Below are 18284 nucleotides of genomic sequence, written 5' to 3' on the forward strand. Positions count from 1 at the left end.
TTACTTAGCTAAGCTAACTGGAAATGAAAATGACTGTTAAGGTACGTTTCGCCCCATCACCCACAGGCAAATTGCATGTGGGTAACATTCGCGCTGCTCTTGTGAACTGGATGTTTGCACGGCAGCAGGGCGGCACCTTTGTGCTTCGTATTGATGACACGGATCAGGAACGTTCCACCCTTGAGAATGAAGAAGCTATTCGGGCAGACCTCACATGGCTTGGCCTCACATGGGATGAAACATTTCGCCAGAGCGACCGGTTCGCGCGGTACGATGCTGTTGTGGAAAAGCTGAAGGTGGAAGGCCGCCTTTACCCATGTTTCGAGACAGCTGAAGAGCTGGAGATGAAGCGCAAGATCCAGATGGGCCGAGGCAAGCCTCCTGTATATGACAGATCGGCGCTGAACCTGACAGATGCTGAAAAAGCAGCGTTTGAGGCCGAGGGACGCAAACCTCACTGGCGCTTCAAGCTGGAGACACCTGCGCGTGTAGACTGGACCGACATGATCCGCGGTGATGTTTCCATCGACCTTGAGGCGCTCAGTGACCCGATCCTGATCCGGGAAGACGGCTCATACCTCTACACGCTACCAAGCGTGGTGGATGACGTGGATTACGGCATCACCCACATTGTGCGTGGTGAAGACCATGTAACCAACTCTGCCGTACAGGTTCAGATATTTGAAGCAATCGGTGGCAAGGCGCCTGAGATGGCCCACTTTGCGCTGCTGACAGGCAAGGGCGGTGAAGGCCTTTCGAAACGCCACGGCGCGATGTCGATTGAGGAATACCGCGATGAGGCAGGCATTGAACCAATGGCGATTGTGAGCTTACTTGCCCGTGTTGGCACGTCTGAGCCGATTGAGCCGTTTGTGGACGCGCAGCCGCTCATCGATGGGTTTGATTTTAGCAAGTTCGGCCGCTCGACAGCGAAGCTGGACCCGGCAGACCTTGATATGCTCAACGCTAAAATCCTGCACATGACACCTTATGATGCGGTGAAAGACCGGCTCGCCGGTGTAGATGAGGTTTTCTGGGCGACGGTTCAGCCCAACCTCAACAAGCTCGCTGACGTGCAGGAATGGCTGAGCATCGTAAACGGCCCGGTAACGCCGGTGATCGAGGATGCGGAGCATATGGCCAAAGTGCGGGAGCTGTTACCGGACGGTGAACTGGGCGCAGATAGCTGGCAGGTTTGGACTGGCGCGATCAAGGACGCGACAGGGGCCAAAGGCCGTGCGCTCTTCATGCCGCTCAGGCAGGCGCTGACAGGCCAGAATCACGGGCCGGATATGGGCGCGCTGTTGCCGCTTATTGGGCGTGAGAAGGTATTGAAACGCCTTGAGGGCCAAGCCGCATGAGCGATATCTATCTCTACAATACCCTCGCACGTGAAAAGCAGAAGTTTGTACCGATAGACCCCGAAAACGTGCGCATGTATGTGTGTGGTCCCACCGTATGGGATTATGCGCATATCGGTAACGCGCGTCCGGTTGTGGTGTTTGATATGCTATTTCGCCTGCTCCGGCTTGAATATGGCGAAGACCATGTAACCTATGCCCGCAACTTCACCGATATTGATGACAAGATCATGAAGCGCGCGAATGATGAAGGTGTGTCTATTCGCACCATCACCAACCGCTACGCCAAGGTTTATGTGGAAGACATGGGAACGTTAGGCGCGATGACCCCGACGATCCAGCCAAAAGCAACAGAACATATCCCCGAGATGATCCGCATGATGCAGACGCTCATTGAGCGTGGCCACGCCTATGAGGCAGAGGGCCATGTGATGTTCAACGTACCGTCGATGGAAAACTACGGTCGTCTGTCGTGCCACAGCCGGGACGAGCTTGTGGCGGGCGCACGGGTTGACGTGGCACCCTATAAAAAGGATTCAGCGGATTTTGTGCTCTGGAAGCCATCCTCTGATGAGCAGGTAGGCTGGAATAGCCCTTGGGGTAGAGGCCGGCCAGGGTGGCACCTTGAATGTTCGTGCATGATCGAAAAACACCTTGGCGAGACCATTGATATTCATGCGGGTGGGCAAGACCTTATCTTCCCGCACCATGAGAATGAGATTGCACAAAGCGAATGCACCCACGGCAAGCAGTTTGTGAATTATTGGATGCATAACGGCTATCTGACGGTGGACGGTGAAAAAATGTCCAAATCGCTTGGTAATTTTCATACCGTGCATGACCTGATTGCGGAGCATCCGGGTGAAGCCATCCGTATGAGCTTGCTTACGGCACATTATCGGCAACCGGTGGATTTCTCGATTGAAAGCATGCGCGAGCAGAAGCGCAGGCTTGACCGCTGGTATCGCCTGACAGACGGCGTTGTTGCAGCAGCTGAGGTTCCTTCAAGCGTGACAGGCGCCCTGAAAGACGACCTGAATACACCAAAAGCAATCGCCGCACTTGATGCGCTGGCGGCCTCTGAAACGGCTGCAGATTTGAAGGCTGGTGCGCAGTTCATGGGCCTTCTGTGTGAAGGTGCTGCCAAATGGTTTCAGGGCGATGCGCCTGAAGGCATCAGTGTCGCTGACATTGAGGTAAAGATCGCGGACCGGCTTGAAGCCCGCAAAAACAAGGACTTTGCCGCAAGCGACCGTATTCGCGACGAGTTATTGGCCAAAGGCATCCTGCTTGAAGACGGCGCAGGCGGCACAACCTGGCGCAAGGCTGACTAATGGCAACTGTAAAACAGCCAGCAATTATTCTGGTGCGCCCACAGCTTGGTGAAAACATCGGTAAAGCGGCGCGGGCGATGCTCAATTTCGGCTTTACTGATATGAGGCTCGTGGCCCCGCGGGATGGCTGGCCCAACCCTGCGGCGGGACCGTCAGCCGCTGGCGCGGATATAGTACTTGAAAACGCACAAGTGTTTGAGAGTGTTGAGGCTGCTGTGGCGGACCTGAGTTATGTTTACGCCTCGACCGTGCGTGACAGGGATATGCCAAAACCGGTAGCGACCCCGCGTGAAGCGGCGGCACAGATGCACAAGCTGATCGCGGGCGGCGAGGCTCCGGGCATATTGTTTGGGCCAGAACGCTCGGGCCTCACCAATGACGATGTAGTGCTGGCGGATGCGGTGTTGACCGTGCCTGTGAACCCCGAATTTGGTAGCCTCAACCTCGCGCAAGCCGTGATACTGACGGCTTATGAATTCCATTCCCAGGCTGATACCACACCAGCCTATCAGCCCGCACATCCTGAAGGCATTGCCCCAAAAGAAGACCTAATTGGCTTGATGGAGCATATGGAACGGGAGCTTGATAAGCGCGGCTTCTTCCGCTCAGAAGGGCGACGCGCGCCCATGCGCCGCACACTTCGGAATGTGTTGCAGAACGCGGGCTTTTCCAAGCAGGAAATCTTCACTCTCAGAGGAGTCGTAAAGTCGCTGGCTCGCCGCCCCAGAGACGAACCCGGAGATGAAGAATAGCCCGTCCGGGCCTCATCGTTTTGTTCATCGCGTATACAGGCACTTTCTTTCAAACTATATGTTGGGTAGGGTGAATACCTGACGAGTGACGGAGGCAATATGTCGATCTTGGCGAGTATGGTAGTTGCGCTGAACATGATGATGCAGGGCATTGACGACACGGGTACGGCTGTTGCACGCCCGATCGGAGAAGTGCATTTCAATGAGGAAACAGGCAGCTACTATCAGGTTTTCGACTTTATCGGGAAACCGCCCCACACGTGGGTGCATGCGCGCCGCATGGTGAAGGGCTACCGGTATAATGACCGAGAAGGGCGCTTGGCAGTCATCAAGGACATTTCCCTTCATTATTTCCTGCTTTTGAACTTTCCCATGCTGCGCCAACAGAAGATGTGGATTGGTTTGAGCGTTGAATGTAATGAGACAGCCGACATGACCTGGGTTGATGGTAGCTCACTCGCCGACCAGAGCTTCCGCGGTTTTGGTGAAGGTGTGCTGCGCGATATCAGCCGCACTTGCCGCGCCCGGAAAGATAGCGGCGCTCTATACCCGATCTATTATGAGCCGGACCAATTTGGCGTACGGTGGCAGATGGGCGAGGCGCGTACGAACCTCACTTATATGATGGTTGAGTTTCCGGCGCCCGAAGAAGAAGCTGCCGCGGACGAAGTTGAGAGCACAGAGACGCCACAGCAGTGAGCGGCTTTAACCCTGTAGCAACTTGGCGGCTTCCGGTGCGAAATAGGTCAAAACACCATCAGCGCCCGCGCGCTTGAATGACAGAAGCGCTTCCATCATCACTGTTTCCCGGTTTAGCCAACCGTTCTGCGCTGCTGCGGTGAGCATTGCGTATTCGCCAGACACTTGATAAGCGTATGTTGGCACACCAAACCGGTCCTTTACCTCGCGGATGATATCCAAATAGGGCATGCCTGGTTTGATCATCACGCTGTCAGCCCCCTCATCGATATCCATAGCGACCTCACGCATCGCTTCCAACCGGTTGGCCGGGTCCATCTGATAGGTCTTTTTATCGCCCTTGAGTACACCGGTTGAGCCCACGGCATCGCGAAACGGCCCATAAAAGCCCGAGGCATATTTTGCGCTATAGGCCATAATCTGTACATGAGAGAAGCCTGCTTTATCTAGCTCGGAGCGGATGGCGCCGATGCGGCCGTCCATCATGTCGCTTGGCGCGATAATATCAGCGCCCGCTTTGGCCTGTACCACGGCCTGTTGCACCAACATTCCGACTGTCTCATCGTTCAGTACTTTACCATCTTCCACCAGTCCGTCCTGACCATGGCTGGTGTAGGGATCGAGTGCGACGTCAGCCAGAAGGCCAATTTCCGGCACTGCATCCTTGATGGCGCGCATCGCCGTATTAATCAGGTTGTCGTAATCAAGCGCTTCTTCGCCCCTGTCGCAACGTCTGTCGGCCGGGGTATTAGGGAAGAGGGCAAGCGCAGGAATGCCAAGGCTACGGGCTTCTTTTGCGGTTTCAACGGCTTTGTCGACAGAGAGCCGGTTCACGCCGGGCATTGATGTGACAGCTTCGATCTCTCCTTTACCGTCGCGCACAAAGATTGGCCAGATCAGGTCATCCACTGTTACCTGGTTTTCGCGCACAAGGCGGCGTGACCAGTTTTCGCTTCTGGGGCGGCGCAAACGTGTGGCGGGAAAACGTGCGGTCATGGACTATCCTTCATCTAACTCGGATTTAACTCAGTGATAATGTTGCGATACTTTATTGTGTTCGCTCACCGCTGTCACCTGTCACAATAGATCGTGTGACTGCGTGCCGCAGAACGTGATAAATTACACCGAATTATCGTGCCTGATAGCGTGAATTTAGTTAGAATTTTATCATTAACATTGCGTTAAACCTTATGGAACAGAGTGTTTCCTCGAAGATTCGATGAAAATTCACACTAAATCAGGCGAATGACCATGAGTGGATACGACTTTAACGACCCAAAATTTCTCTTTCTCGACATACTGTCGCTGGTTGAGCGTCTTCACAGGCGGCTTCTTGATGTGATCAAAAACCACCTTGAACATATCGGTCGCAATGACCTCAACCCGGTGCAGGCCCTGCTTCTCCATAATATTGGTGAGCATGAGATGACGGCGGGTGAACTCAAGACGCGTGGCTATTATCAGGGCTCCAACGTTTCTTATAACCTCAAGAAGCTGGTTGAAATGGGATACCTTAGGCACGAGCGTTCTGATTATGATCGCCGCGCCGTTCGCATTTCATTAACCGATCAGGGGTATGAAATAAGGAAGCTGATCGACGATCTTTACATGCAGCACCTCGAAGAGCTGATGCAAGATGATCTCGTGAGCCATGACGAGTTGAAGAATCTGCGGAAAAATCTCAGGAATCTTGAGCGCTATTGGTCCGACAAATTGCACTTCGGTCTTTAAATCGATACACACTTGACTTAAGTCATAGATGGAATCGATTTGTGTGTGCGACATTTTCGCCGCTAGACGCGGGCCAAAACATTGCGTTAAAAGGTCCGCGCCGGTAAACTCGGCCTGTTGTACACAAGACGGAATGCGTGATGGACTACGAAAAGATTTTTGCGGACGCGATTGAGGCGGTTAAGGCTGAAGGCCGATACCGGGTTTTCGCCGACATCTCTCGCGAGCGAGGCAACTATCCGCGGGCGCTTCGTCACGACGCGGGCGACAACGCGCGTGCCATTACTGTGTGGTGTTCCAACGACTATCTCGGCATGGGCCAACATCCCAAGGTGATTGGCGCAATGCATGCTGCGCTTGATGAAACCGGCGCAGGGGCAGGCGGCACGCGTAATATTGCGGGCACCAATCATTATCATGTTCTTCTTGAAGAAGAGCTTGCTGATTTGCACGGTAAAGAAACTGCGCTGCTGTTTACCTCGGGTTATATTTCCAATGAAGCAACGCTTTCAACCGTCGCGAAGCTGTTACCTGGCTGCATCGTGTTTTCAGATTCGATGAACCATGCCTCCATGATCCAGGGAATCAGGAACAGTGGCGCGCAGAAACATATTTTCCGTCACAATGACCTTGAGCATTTGGAAGAGCTTCTGAAGGCCGCTGATCCAAAAGCGCCGAAGATTATTGCGTTCGAATCCGTTTATTCTATGGACGGTGATATTGCCCCGATCGGTGCGATCTGTGATCTGGCCGACAAATATGGTGCGATGACCTATCTTGATGAAGTACACGCTGTTGGCCTTTACGGCAAACGCGGCGGCGGTGTTTCCGAACGCGATGGTGTTGCCCATAGACTCACAATCATTGAAGGGACTCTAGGCAAGGCATTTGGGGTGATGGGCGGTTATATCGCGTCCTCCAAAGCACTTGTTGATGTGGTTAGAAGCTACGCATCGGGCTTTATCTTCACGACAGCGCTTAGCCCTGTATTGGCCGCAGGCGCACTTGCCAGCATCCGCCACCTTAAAGGAAGCTCAGCGGAACGTGACGCGCATCAAGAGCGTGCCGCGAAACTGAAACACCGCCTGAAGACAGCGGGTATCCCGGTTATGGAGTCTGAAAGCCATATTGTGCCGGTATTTGTTGGCGACCCTGTGCTTTGCAAGGATGTTTCAGACCTTCTGCTGAACGAATACGGCATCTATGTACAGCCCATCAATTATCCGACAGTGCCTCGAGGTACGGAACGCCTGCGTTTCACACCAGGGCCTCTTCATGATGACAAAGTAATGGATAGCCTCGTCGAGGCACTTGTTGATGTATGGGCGCGCCTGAGCCTTAAGCGAAAGGTCGGCTAAGCCGAATTGGTGACGCCTTGCCGGTGCCAAGAAGAATCATTTTCGAATTTATCACAGTCGGCAATGTGCTGAAGGTAAGCGCAATATGCGAAGATACTGGCATAGAGGTTAGTATTGTTGGCGACCCGCGAGCGAGCCAGAAAGAGCTCGAGATGGTTGCCGCGCGCAAGCTCAGATACGTGATGGCGAAGAAAGACGCTGAAATACAGTCTCGGCGGCGTGGTATTGACGTTTAAGAAACGTCAGCGTCCGACATATAGCTTTCAGGCATAAAAAGACCCGCACGTGATAAACACAGGTGCGGGTTTTCTATTTTTCCGTAAAGATTGTAATTAGCGCTTTTTACCAAGGCCAATCTTTTTCGCGAATTCAGAACGCTTGGCCGCGTATGAGGGTGCAACCATTGGGTAGTCGGCAGGCAACCCCCACTTGGCACGATACTCTTCCGGACTTAACCCATAACGCGAGCGCAGGTAACGCTTCAGCATCTTCAGCTTTTTGCCGTCTTCCAGGCAGATAAGATAATCGTCAGTGAATGACTTTTTGATAGGCACCGCGGGTGAGAGTGCTTCTTCTTTGGAATGTGCAAAGCCATTCAACTGGTTAAGTGTTGAATACACCGTCCTGATAACTTCTGGCAGTTGCGCAGATTCGACACGGTTATTGCTCACGTACGCTGTGACTATATCCGTAGCAAGGCCGAGCATAATATCTTCGCCACTTGTATGTATTGTATTGTCGGGCATGAAATCGACGCTCCGATTGGAAGTTAACTTGCGTCGTTTATTGCAGCATTTCATAGAGGAATTCAACAGCAAATGGTTGCGATGTGCAATTTTAGTTATTAATAAATTGTTAATAAATACAGATAGCAAGTAATTAGAGTACCTATTGTTGCGGGTCCTTGTGTGGCTTGTGTCAGACAACTGGAAGCTTGGGTTCGTCGGGCAACTATGATAATCAAGCGCAGAATTTGGCGCGCTGGAACCAGAAGATGCCTTGCTTCAACCCTCAAGACCGGACCCCATGATGATGACTGCTGAAACAATTGCCATCGCTAGCGATCACGCTGGATTTGATCTCAAGGAAGATCTCAAGAACGATTTGCAAGAACGTGGATTTGACGTCCTGGACCTCGGTTGCCACGATCTTCAGTCGGTTGATTATCCGGATTATGGCAGGGCGATTGGTGAGGCGATAGCGGCGGGTAAAGCAAAACGTGGTATTGTGGTATGCGGTTCCGGCATTGGTATCTCCATCGCGGCAAATCGCAACCCTGCGGTTCGAGCCGCACTTGTGCAAACGGGGCTTGCAGCGCGCCTCGCACGGCAACACAACGATGCCAACGTTTTGGCGCTCGGTGCCCGCCTTATTGGTATTGAGACCGCAAAAGATTGCCTTGAAGAGTTTCTGAATACCGAGTTTGAAGGGGGCCGTCACCAAAGGCGGGTCGACAAACTCGGCTCTTAAGAGTATTCCAAACCCAGTCCGACTCTCACCTTATTTCTGTGCCTAGGGATTTCCGCTCATGACAAATTTCGCCCAACCTGGATTTTTCTCCGCCCACCTCTCTGAAACTGACCCGGATTTGCTTGCATCACTTGATGGCGAGCTGAAACGCCAGCAGGATCAGATCGAGCTGATTGCTTCTGAAAACATTGTAAGCCGCGCGGTTCTTGAAGCGCAGGGCTCTGTAATGACCAACAAATATGCTGAAGGTTATGCAGGTCGCCGCTACTATCAGGGGTGTCACCACGTCGATATCGCTGAAAGCTTGGCGATCGAGCGGGCAAAGAAGCTCTTTAACGCTGGTTTTGTGAATGTGCAGCCGCACTCTGGCGCACAGGCAAATGGTGCAGTGATGCTTGCGCTAACCAAGCCGGGCGACACGATTATGGGTATGTCATTGGATGCGGGCGGTCACCTGACCCACGGTGCAGCGCCAGCTCTTTCCGGTAAGTGGTTTAACGCTGTCCAATATGGCGTACGCCGCGAAGATGCTCTGATCGACTATGACCAGGTCGCCGAAATGGCACTTGAGCACAAGCCAACCATTATTATCGCAGGCGGTTCAGCTTACCCACGTTTCATTGATTTCAAGCGTTTCCGGGAGATCGCGGACAGTGTTGACGCTTTGTTGATGGTGGATATGGCTCACTTTGCGGGGCTTGTTGCAGGTGGTGCGCACCCGAACCCGGTTGAGTTCGCGGATGTTGTTACCACCACCACCCACAAAACCCTGCGCGGGCCGCGTGGTGGCATGATCCTCACCAACCGTGAAGACATCGCGAAAAAGATCAACTCAGCTGTATTCCCTGGCCTGCAGGGTGGTCCGCTTATGCATGTGATTGCCGCAAAAGCTGTTGCCTTTGGTGAAGCGCTGCGCCCTGAATTCAAGGACTACGCTGATCAAGTTGTCAAAAACGCAAAAGTGTTGGCTGCCCGCCTCAAGGAAAACGGTTTTGACATCGTTTCCGGTGGTACTGATACACACGTTGTGCTTGTTGACCTGCGTCCGAAAGGCCTGACCGGTAAGGCGGCTGATGAAGCGCTTGAGCGCGCGCGCATGACCTGTAACAAAAATGGTGTGCCGTTTGATCCGGAAAAGCCATTTATCACATCTGGTATTCGCGTTGGCACACCAGCTGGCACGACACGTGGTTTTGCTGAGGCTGAGTTCACTGAGATTGCAGACATGATGACCGAGGTGCTCGATGGTCTGGCTGCACACGGTGAAAACAACGATGCGGCAGAAGAATCTGTCAGGAAAAAAGTAGCTGTTCTTTGTGAACGCTTCCCCATCTATAGTGAATTGGGCTAAGGTCATTACCAGATGGTGTGGGACGCCAGCGTCCTGCACCTAAGAATGGCTAAAATTGGGGAGTAGGGGCACCATGCGTTGTCCGTTTTGTCAAAACGAAGACACACAGGTAAAAGATTCACGGCCGACTGACGACAAGTCGGCCATTCGAAGACGTCGGTTCTGCCCAGCGTGTGGGGCCAGGTTCACCACATTTGAGCGTGTGCAACTGCGGGAGCTGACAGTTGTGAAGAAAACGGGCCGAAAGGTGCCGTTTGAACGCAACAAGCTTGAGCGCTCCCTTGACATTGCGCTCAGGAAACGACCCGTTGACCCTGACCGGGTGGAACGCATGATCAATGGTATCGTGCGCAGGCTCGAATCAATGGGCGAAAACGAAATCGATAGTGACCAGATTGGCCGTTTAGTCATGGAAGGCCTTGAGAGTCTGGATCAGGTAGCCTATGTGCGCTATGCGTCCGTTTATCGGAATTTCCGGGAAGCCTCAGACTTTGAAAAATTTCTCGGCAAGATGACTGGTACGGAAGAAGACGAGGTTTTCCACGAGGAACCTTGAGCGGGAGCCAAGGGTGGCAACCACAAGACAAGATGAAGCCTATATGAAGGTCGCGCTGGGTTTGGCTCAGCGCGGCCTCGGTCTTGTTGCGCCAAACCCAGCAGTTGGTTGTGTGATTGTAAAAGACGGTATTATCGTTGGGCGGGGTTTTACCCAGCGTGGCGGGAGACCGCATGCGGAAACCGAGGCGCTGGCTCAAGCTGGGGATAAGGCAAAAGGGGCAACCGCATATGTCACCCTTGAGCCGTGTTCGCATACCGGACAAACCGGCCCCTGTGCGCAAGCCCTGATAGATGCAGGCGTTGTGCGTGTTGTTTGCGCAATCAGCGATCCGGATGAGCGTGTCTGTGGTAAAGGGTTCGTGATGCTGCGAGATGCGGGCGTTACGGTTGAGACAGGTATCTGTGTGGCCGAAGCCAGGGCCATCAACCACGGTTTTCTTACCAAAGTTGGCAAAGGTCGGCCAATGTTCACCCTCAAGATTGCCTCAAGCGCGGACGGGAAGATCGCGTTAGCTAACGGTGATAGCCGATGGATCACAGGGAGTGAAGCGCGTGCCTACGGGCACATGTTGCGGGCGCGCCATGATGCCATTCTTGTTGGTATTGGTACTGTGCTTGCAGATAACCCTGTGCTGAATTGTCGGCTGCCGGGGCTTGAGGACAGGTCACCGACCCGTATTGTGCTCGATAGTAGCTTGCGAATCCCGCTTGAGAGCAAGCTGGTCGCTACGGCGGGCCAGATACCTACATTAGTGCTTTGCGGGCAGGCTGATGAAGAAAAAGTGAACGCTTTGCGCGCGGTTGGTGTGACGGTTGAAATGTTGGATACACTCGACGACATGATAGCGATTGCCAGACGTCTTGCGGCGTGTGGGCTAACCCGCGTGCTGGTGGAAGGTGGGGGGCGTGTACATGCCTCACTCCTCAAGGCAGACCTAGCTGACAGGGTCTTGCATTTTACCGCACCAAAGCTGCTGGGAAGCGAAAGCATGGCAATGGTGGGAGATTTGGGACTTGCCTCGCTTGACCATGCGCCCCATCTAACGTGCACATCACTGCGCCGTCTGGGTGCGGATATACTTGCATCATATGAAAAGCCGGAGTAACTCAGGCCCATGTTTACCGGAATTGTTACAGATATAGGCCGTATTACGGCACTTGAAGGTGAAGGCGACCTCAGTGTCACTATCGCAACCACATATGATATGGCGAAAGCTCAGATTGGTGCCTCAATCGCTTGTGCTGGTGTGTGTTTGACGGTTGTTGACAAGGGTAAGGGCTGGTTCAAAGCCGATGTATCGGCGGAAACGCTTAAGGTTACGAACCTTGGTGACTGGCAGGTTGGCAGTGAGATCAATCTGGAGCGCTCTCTCAAGGTAGGCGATGAACTTGGTGGCCATATCGTCACCGGGCATGTTGATTGCGTCGGTGAGATCGTTCGTTTTGATGAGGTTGGCGGCTCGGTCGTGATGGATATTGCTGTGCCACGCTCACTTGGGAATTTTGTCGCGCAAAAGGGCAGTGTTGCCATTGATGGCGCTTCACTTACCGTGAATGCAGTTGAGGACAGTGGTGAAGGTACCTGCTTCTCCATCAACTTGATCCCTCACACTCAAGCGGTAACAAGCTTCAGGAACAGTAAGAGCAGTGACCGGGTGAACGTAGAATTTGATATTTTGGCGCGTTATGTATCGCGCCTTCAGGATAAAGGTTAAACCGTGCCACAAGATTTTCTCTCCCCCATCGAAGAAGTAATCGAAGATGCGCGCAACGGACGCATGTATATCCTTGTGGATGACGAAGATCGTGAAAATGAGGGAGATCTGATTATTCCGGCGCAAATGGCAACCCCTGAAGCTGTCAACTTCATGGCGCGGCATGGACGTGGCTTGATTTGCTTGCCGTTGAGCCGCAAGCGCGTTGAAGCGCTTGAGCTGCCACTGATGAGCAGCAACAACAACGCGCGCCACCAGACAGCATTCACGGTTTCCATTGAAGCAAAAGTAGGCGTGACCACAGGGATTTCTGCTGCAGACCGCGCGCGGACCATTGCGGTCGCAATCGATGCCTCAAAAGGCAAAGACGACCTCGCAAGCCCAGGGCATGTGTTCCCGCTGGTAGCGCAGGACGGGGGCGTGCTCGTACGCGCAGGGCATACAGAAGCATCGGTTGATATTTCACGTCTGGCGGGGCTTAACCCGTCTGCTGTGATCTGTGAGATCATGAATGAAGATGGCACTATGGCCCGCCTGCCTGATCTGGTGGACTTTGCAAAAGAACACGGCCTGAAGGTTGCGACGATCCGTGACCTTATTGCTTACCGACTGAAGAACGATGTGTTGGTCGAGCGGGTATCAGAATCAAGCTTCCCACGCAGTTCTGGTAAGGAATGGAAAGTAATCGTGTACCGTGCGACCGCAGACCGGCGCGAAACGGTAGCTCTCGTGCTTGGTGATATCGACGCCGAGAAGCCAACGCCAGTGCGTATGCACTCCCTGAACCCGTTCGAGGACATCCTTGGTATGGACCATCCGCGCACGGGCCAACTGCAGCGTGCGTTGAATGCGATTGAAGCTGAAGGTGCGGGTGTTGTTGTGTTATTTCCTGGCCTTACAGCTATGCGGCCGTCACAGCTCCTTGAGGGTGAAAAAGCACCCGCCGCGAAAAAAGAGGGCGCGCTCAAGGAATACGGTATTGGTGCTCAGATATTGCGCGACGTTGGTGTGCGCCACATGATGCTCTATTCGAATACACCAAGCCACATTGTTGGGCTTGAAGGATACGGCCTTGATGTCGTAGAACAGCGGCCAATCCCCGAAGCTTGAGTATAGCTTCTTATGATTTAAGGAATTGAGTATGGCATCGCCCCACATATTGATTGTTGAAGCGCGGTTCTATGAAGACTTGGCCAATGAAATGGCTGCTGGCGCTATCGAGGCGATTGAAGCCGCGGGCGCCACCTGGGAACGGGTTGCTGTACCCGGTGCGCTTGAGATACCGGCGGCGATCAAATTTGCGCATGCTGGCGAAAAAGTCTCCTTTGATGGGTATGTGGCACTTGGCTGCGTCATTCGGGGCGAGACCACGCACTATGACTATGTGTGTGGCGAAAGCGCGCGTGGCCTTCAGGACCTTGCTCTCAAACACAACCTCGCTATTGGTAACGGTATATTGACCGTGGAAGACGATAAGCAAGCTTGGGCACGCGCGAACCGCAGCGACAAAAACAAGGGCGCAGGAGCTGCAGAAGCCGCGCTGGCCATGGTTGGCTTTAAAAAAGAGTTTGGAGTTTTATAATGGCTGAACGCCGTAAAAAGAATATAACTGGCGGCCCAAGAAGCGCAGCGCGCCTTGGCGCTGTTCAGGCGCTCTATCAGCTTGAAATGTCTGACGAGCCCAAGATTAAGATGGTGATCGAGGAGTATATTCGTCACCGCCTTGGTGCTGAGATCGAAGGTGAGCAGTATGTGGATGCAGACGCTGACCTTTTTGCGGACATTGTGGAAGGTGCTTGGCAACGCCTTGATGAGTTGAATGATGCCATCAAGCCATGCCTGTCGAAAGATTGGTCGCTTGAGCGCATTGAGGCAATCGTCCGGGCGATCCTGCGTGCGGGCACCTATGAGCTTATCGCGCGCCCTGACGTGCCGACCGCGGTGATCATCAATGAATATGTTGATGTGGCGCACGCGTTTTATGAACGTACGGAAGCATCATTTGTAAACGGCGTTCTCGACAAGATCGCGAAGGCTGTTCGTTAAAGCTATTCGCGTGTGATCTGGCTGGAGAACCTATGGTGACCAGCCACCAGAGGTGGCATGGCGAACGAATTTGATCTCATTCATCGGTATTTTTCCCCGCTAGCTGGCCCGGAAGGGCTGGGGCTGGGGGACGATGCAGCTTGCCTGAGGGTTGAGCCCGGTTTTGATCTCATTGTCACCAAAGACATGCTCGTTGAAGGCGTGCACTTTTTCGGTGATGACCCGGCAAGCAGTATCGCCCACAAGTCTCTTGTGGCAAGTCTTTCTGACCTTGCGGCAAAAGGCGCAATGCCAAAGCATTATTTCCTCGGTCTCAGCCTTCCAAGCGATGTCAGCGATGAATGGTTAGCGGAATTTTCGGATGCTTTGGCAAAGCTACAGGACCAAAGCGGCATACGGCTTGCGGGTGGTGACACGACACGCAGCCTGAGCGGTGTCACTGTGTCAATTACCGCGATGGGTACGGTGCCTGAGGGGCGCATGCTTCGCAGGTCCAGCGCACAAGTTGGCGACCTTGTCTTTGTAACTGGCGCGTTGGGCGACGCTGCGTTGGGCCTGAAATGCCTTGAAGAAGAGATAGAACCGGATGAGTGCTTAATCGCGCGCTATCGGTACCCTGAAGCACGCACGGCGCTCGGTATAGAACTCGCATCATTTGCTAACGCCTGTGCGGACATTTCAGACGGGCTTCTTGCCGATCTCGGGCATATCACAGCGGCTTCAGGTGTTGGTGCAGACGTCAATCTAGCTGAAATACCGCGTTCACCGACGGTTCGGGAATTGCTTGCTTTGGCACCTGAGCTTGAAAGTTGCATCTACTCGGGCGGTGATGACTATGAACTAGTGTTCACGGCCGATCAGTCAAAGCAAGACGATATTGAATCCCTATGCGCGAGCTTAGGCGTACCGTTGGCCGCCATTGGCTGTGTAACAGAAAAGGCAGGTGTTCGTCTTGTTGATCAAAACGGTAAGCTGGTGCACACTGGGCGTTCAGGCTTTCAACATTTTGAAACATAAGGGATAAAGGCGCAGATATGGCACAAGATCCAAGCGCAATGGAGCCGCAAGGTGGTGGTTCGGGCAAGGTGCTTCTTATACTGGGACTATTAGGCGGTTTGGCCCTAGGCGGGGGCCTTGGGTACTATTACTCCAAAAATACTGCTGGGAACACAGACACCCAGAAGGAAGAAGTGAAGAAGGCGCCGAAGGGACCAGTCCTATCTGTTGATTTTGAGCGTGTCGCGGTGCCGCTATACTCTAAATCCGATTCGGGAGCACGCTTCCTTGGTAACTATTTCATTGATCTTGTGGTGCAAGTACGTGGTGAGGACCGCCAGATTGCGGTGCGCCGCGCAGAAACTCAGCTTCAGCACGCTTTTGTATCTGCCATCTCTCGCGCTGACCTGATGCGCGAAGATTCGCCTCTTGAACTTGACGTCGACAAGGTTGGTAAAGTCTTGCAAGCCAAAGCTAATGAGGTCTTGGGGCCGGGTGTTGTTGAGGCAGTGCTTGTAAAAAATGCTATGCGCCTGAACCGTTAGAAGCGCCACTTTCCGCCAGAAAATGATTGTGAACATACCGCCACCGCCATGAGCATTGCTTTTGGCGGTTGCAAGCTTTGGTTTTGCTTCCTAAGGTTGGTGATGGCCACCCTGTCTAGTCACGAGTTAGTCAGGAGTAAGGGGTTTGCCTAGAATGAAGAGGGCTGGGCGGTTTTTGTAGGGGAGTATCGCCGCCTGTAGAAGCCTGAGCTATTGGGTTCGTTTTAGGGAGGGAATATCCCATGGTAGTATTGTACGCCGCGCTTGGATGCGGTGTTGCGGCCGTCCTTTACGGTATTGTGACGCGTCAGTCTATTCTAGCTGCCGACGCGGGCAGCGAAAAAATGCAGGAAATCGCCAAAGCCATTCAGGAAGGCGCGCAGGCCTATCTGAACAGGCAATATAAAACTATCGCCGTTGTTGGTGTTGTGGTTGCGATTGGCTTGTTCCTCGCGCTAGGCATGCTTGCCACGCTTGGTTTTGTTATCGGTGCGGTGCTTTCCGGTGTAGCAGGCTATATTGGCATGCTGATCTCTGTGAAAGCCAACGTACGCACGACGCAAGCGGCCAGTGTTGGCTTGCAGCAAGGCCTGACCTTGGCGTTCCGTTCTGGTGCAGTCACCGGGATGCTCGTTGCGGGCCTCGCGCTTCTCGCGGTTGCGGGCTATTATTATATTTTGATTGGCCCAATGGGTATTGAGCCGACAGCACGTCCGGTGATTGATGGTTTGGTGTCGCTCGGGTTTGGTGCGTCGCTGATTTCCATCTTTGCTCGTCTCGGCGGCGGTATCTTTACCAAAGGCGCTGACGTAGGTGCAGACCTTGTTGGCAAGGTAGAAGCCGGTATCCCAGAGGATGATCCGCGTAACCCCGCAGTTATTGCTGATAACGTTGGTGACAACGTTGGTGACTGTGCAGGCATGGCGGCTGATCTCTTTGAGACCTATGTGGTGACCATTGGTGCAACAATGGTGCTGTCGGCACTGTTCATTGCGTCTGGGGCCGCAGAGATCATGCAGTTGCCGCTTATCATTGGTGGCGCTTGTATCCTGACCTCTATTCTTGGCACCTTCTTTGTGAAGCTTGGTAAAAGCCAGTCCATCATGGGTGCGCTTTATAAGGGCTTTGTTGTGACCGCTGTTACCTCAGCGATTGTCATGTGGTTTGCTATGGATTGGGCACTTGGCGGTGCCATGGACAAAGAGTTTATGGCAGGCGCTACGGTGTTCACCGGTAAAGCTCTTTATTACTGCGGTCTCGTGGGCCTCGTGGTAACGGGTCTGATCATCTGGATTACGGAGTATTATACCAGCACAGAGTATCGCCCGGTACGGTCTATTGCGAAAGCATCTGAGACGGGCCACGGTACAAACGTTATCCAGGGGCTTGCTGTATCCATGGAAGCAACGGCGCTGCCTGCCATTGTTATCTGCGCGGGCATCATCGTTGCCTATAACTTTGCAGGTATCCTTGGCCTTGGTTTCGCGGCAACAGCAATGCTTGCACTTGCGGGTATGGTTGTGGCTCTTGACGCTTACGGCCCGGTTACCGACAACGCGGGCGGTATTGCGGAAATGGCCGGTCTTGACGATGAAGTCCGTGGCCGTACAGATGCGCTGGACGCTGTTGGTAACACCACAAAAGCGGTAACCAAAGGCTATGCTATCGGTTCTGCTGGTCTCGCTGCACTTGTGCTCTTCGGCGCTTATACAGCTGACCTTAATACCTACTTCAGCCATGTGGAGGTCGATTTCGGCCTATCCAACCCCTATGTGGTCGTCGGGCTGTTTATCGGTGCTTTGTTGCCGTATCTGTTCGGCGCCATGGGTATGATGGCTGTTGGTCGTGCAGGTGGTGCGGTTGTTGAAGAGGTTCGGGCTCAATTCCGTGAAAATCCAGGTATCATGGCGGGCACCTCCAAGCCTGATTATGCACGGTCAGTAGACCTTTTGACCAAAGCGGCAATCAAGGAAATGGTAGTTCCGAGCCTTCTGCCTGTGGCGGCACCGATCATCATCTACTATGTGATCAACGCTATTGCAGGGCAGGGAGCTGCGTTTGCAGCCCTCGGCGCGCTCCTTCTTGGTGTGATCGTTGGCGGCCTCTTTGTGGCGCTTTCCATGACCGCAGGTGGCGGTGCGTGGGATAACGCGAAGAAATATATCGAGGATGGCAACCACGGTGGTAAAGGTTCTGAGGCTCATAAAGCTGCAGTGACCGGTGATACCGTTGGTGACCCATACAAGGATACTGCGGGCCCGGCTGTGAACCCGATGATCAAGATCACGAACATCGTGGCACTGCTGCTGCTGGCGATGCTGGCGCACTAAAGTCAGGGCATATGCCCAAACAAGAAAGCCCCGGTTTT

General features: G+C 53.4%; 20 protein-coding genes. 18 read left to right on the forward strand and 2 right to left on the reverse strand.

Features of this window, described 5'->3' with window-relative positions:
- Positions 1 to 29: 29 nt before the first annotated feature.
- The 4 genes from gltX to ACOOGA_RS18395 all read left to right on the forward strand — a co-directional run bounded on the left by gltX (position 30) and on the right by ACOOGA_RS18395 (position 4146).
- Positions 30 to 1361 (forward strand): glutamate--tRNA ligase, encoded by a 1332-nt coding sequence (gltX, locus tag ACOOGA_RS18380; RefSeq protein ID WP_417461808.1) that lies wholly within the window; start codon positions 30 to 32, stop codon positions 1359 to 1361.
- Positions 1358 to 2695 carry a cysteine--tRNA ligase gene (gene cysS, locus ACOOGA_RS18385; protein WP_417461807.1) on the forward strand — a complete coding sequence of 446 codons (1338 nt, stop codon included), beginning with the start codon at positions 1358 to 1360 and terminating at the stop codon, positions 2693 to 2695. The genes gltX and cysS overlap by 4 nt, the downstream gene beginning before the upstream one ends.
- Entirely contained in the window at positions 2695 to 3447 is a 753-nt protein-coding gene (locus tag ACOOGA_RS18390) for an RNA methyltransferase (protein WP_417461806.1), read from the forward strand. Before cysS ends, ACOOGA_RS18390 begins: the two co-directional genes overlap by 1 nt.
- Before the next feature lie 99 nt (positions 3448 to 3546).
- The gene (locus ACOOGA_RS18395; protein WP_417461805.1) at positions 3547 to 4146 is read left to right on the forward strand and encodes a C-type lectin domain-containing protein; all 600 of its coding nucleotides are present in this window, start codon (positions 3547 to 3549) and stop codon (positions 4144 to 4146) included.
- Positions 4147 to 4152: 6 nt separating this feature from the next.
- On the opposite strand, the gene hemB is transcribed toward ACOOGA_RS18395, so the two are convergent.
- Entirely contained in the window at positions 4153 to 5142 is a 990-nt protein-coding gene (gene hemB, locus ACOOGA_RS18400) for a porphobilinogen synthase (RefSeq protein WP_417461804.1), read from the reverse strand.
- A 255-nt stretch (positions 5143 to 5397) separates the two neighbouring features.
- Here hemB and ACOOGA_RS18405 point away from each other — a divergent pair, with 255 nt between their 5' ends.
- The 3 genes from ACOOGA_RS18405 to ACOOGA_RS18415 all read left to right on the forward strand — a co-directional run bounded on the left by ACOOGA_RS18405 (position 5398) and on the right by ACOOGA_RS18415 (position 7471).
- Positions 5398 to 5877, forward strand: a complete 480-nt coding sequence (locus ACOOGA_RS18405) for a MarR family winged helix-turn-helix transcriptional regulator (RefSeq protein ID WP_417457235.1) — start codon at positions 5398 to 5400, stop codon at positions 5875 to 5877.
- 140 nt (positions 5878 to 6017) lie between these two features.
- Positions 6018 to 7235, forward strand: coding sequence for a 5-aminolevulinate synthase (hemA, locus tag ACOOGA_RS18410; RefSeq protein WP_417461803.1), 1218 nt, complete (start codon positions 6018 to 6020; stop codon positions 7233 to 7235).
- 23 nt (positions 7236 to 7258) lie between these two features.
- Positions 7259 to 7471 carry a DUF6898 family protein gene (locus ACOOGA_RS18415; RefSeq protein WP_417461802.1) on the forward strand — a complete coding sequence of 71 codons (213 nt, stop codon included), beginning with the start codon at positions 7259 to 7261 and terminating at the stop codon, positions 7469 to 7471.
- A 96-nt stretch (positions 7472 to 7567) separates the two neighbouring features.
- Here the strand turns inward: ACOOGA_RS18415 and ACOOGA_RS18420 are convergent, their stop codons facing one another.
- Positions 7568 to 7981, reverse strand: a complete 414-nt coding sequence (locus tag ACOOGA_RS18420; RefSeq protein ID WP_417461801.1) for a MucR family transcriptional regulator — start codon at positions 7979 to 7981, stop codon at positions 7568 to 7570.
- 286 nt (positions 7982 to 8267) lie between these two features.
- Here ACOOGA_RS18420 and rpiB point away from each other — a divergent pair, with 286 nt between their 5' ends.
- The 11 genes from rpiB to ACOOGA_RS18475 all read left to right on the forward strand — a co-directional run bounded on the left by rpiB (position 8268) and on the right by ACOOGA_RS18475 (position 18246).
- Positions 8268 to 8705 (forward strand): ribose 5-phosphate isomerase B, encoded by a 438-nt coding sequence (rpiB, locus tag ACOOGA_RS18425; RefSeq protein ID WP_420430699.1) that lies wholly within the window; start codon positions 8268 to 8270, stop codon positions 8703 to 8705.
- 58 nt (positions 8706 to 8763) lie between these two features.
- Complete coding sequence (gene glyA / locus ACOOGA_RS18430) at positions 8764 to 10056, forward strand: serine hydroxymethyltransferase (RefSeq protein ID WP_417461800.1); 1293 nt, start codon at positions 8764 to 8766, stop codon at positions 10054 to 10056.
- Between the two features lie 73 nt (positions 10057 to 10129).
- On the forward strand, positions 10130 to 10612 hold the full coding sequence (gene nrdR / locus ACOOGA_RS18435; protein WP_417461799.1) for a transcriptional regulator NrdR: 483 nt from the start codon (positions 10130 to 10132) through the stop codon (positions 10610 to 10612).
- Between the two features lie 13 nt (positions 10613 to 10625).
- A complete protein-coding gene (gene ribD / locus ACOOGA_RS18440) occupies positions 10626 to 11720 on the forward strand; it encodes a bifunctional diaminohydroxyphosphoribosylaminopyrimidine deaminase/5-amino-6-(5-phosphoribosylamino)uracil reductase RibD (protein ID WP_420429186.1) in 1095 nt (364 codons plus the stop codon).
- Between the two features lie 9 nt (positions 11721 to 11729).
- Positions 11730 to 12329 (forward strand): riboflavin synthase, encoded by a 600-nt coding sequence (locus ACOOGA_RS18445; protein ID WP_420429188.1) that lies wholly within the window; start codon positions 11730 to 11732, stop codon positions 12327 to 12329.
- Positions 12330 to 12332: 3 nt separating this feature from the next.
- Positions 12333 to 13439: a 3,4-dihydroxy-2-butanone-4-phosphate synthase gene (gene ribB / locus ACOOGA_RS18450; RefSeq protein WP_420429190.1), complete on the forward strand. Its 1107-nt coding sequence runs from the start codon at positions 12333 to 12335 to the stop codon at positions 13437 to 13439.
- 31 nt (positions 13440 to 13470) lie between these two features.
- Positions 13471 to 13911 carry a 6,7-dimethyl-8-ribityllumazine synthase gene (locus ACOOGA_RS18455; RefSeq protein ID WP_417461795.1) on the forward strand — a complete coding sequence of 147 codons (441 nt, stop codon included), beginning with the start codon at positions 13471 to 13473 and terminating at the stop codon, positions 13909 to 13911.
- Positions 13911 to 14375, forward strand: coding sequence for a transcription antitermination factor NusB (gene nusB, locus ACOOGA_RS18460; RefSeq protein ID WP_417461794.1), 465 nt, complete (start codon positions 13911 to 13913; stop codon positions 14373 to 14375). Before ACOOGA_RS18455 ends, nusB begins: the two co-directional genes overlap by 1 nt.
- A 57-nt stretch (positions 14376 to 14432) precedes the next feature.
- Positions 14433 to 15392: a thiamine-phosphate kinase gene (gene thiL / locus ACOOGA_RS18465; protein ID WP_417461793.1), complete on the forward strand. Its 960-nt coding sequence runs from the start codon at positions 14433 to 14435 to the stop codon at positions 15390 to 15392.
- 17 nt (positions 15393 to 15409) lie between these two features.
- Positions 15410 to 15916, forward strand: coding sequence for a hypothetical protein (locus tag ACOOGA_RS18470; protein WP_417461792.1), 507 nt, complete (start codon positions 15410 to 15412; stop codon positions 15914 to 15916).
- Positions 15917 to 16158: 242 nt separating this feature from the next.
- Positions 16159 to 18246, forward strand: a complete 2088-nt coding sequence (locus ACOOGA_RS18475) for a sodium-translocating pyrophosphatase (RefSeq protein WP_417461791.1) — start codon at positions 16159 to 16161, stop codon at positions 18244 to 18246.
- Positions 18247 to 18284 lie beyond the last annotated feature (38 nt).

Source organism: Kordiimonas sp. (assembly GCF_965216265.1).
Taxonomy (GTDB): Bacteria; Pseudomonadota; Alphaproteobacteria; order Sphingomonadales; family Kordiimonadaceae; genus Kordiimonas.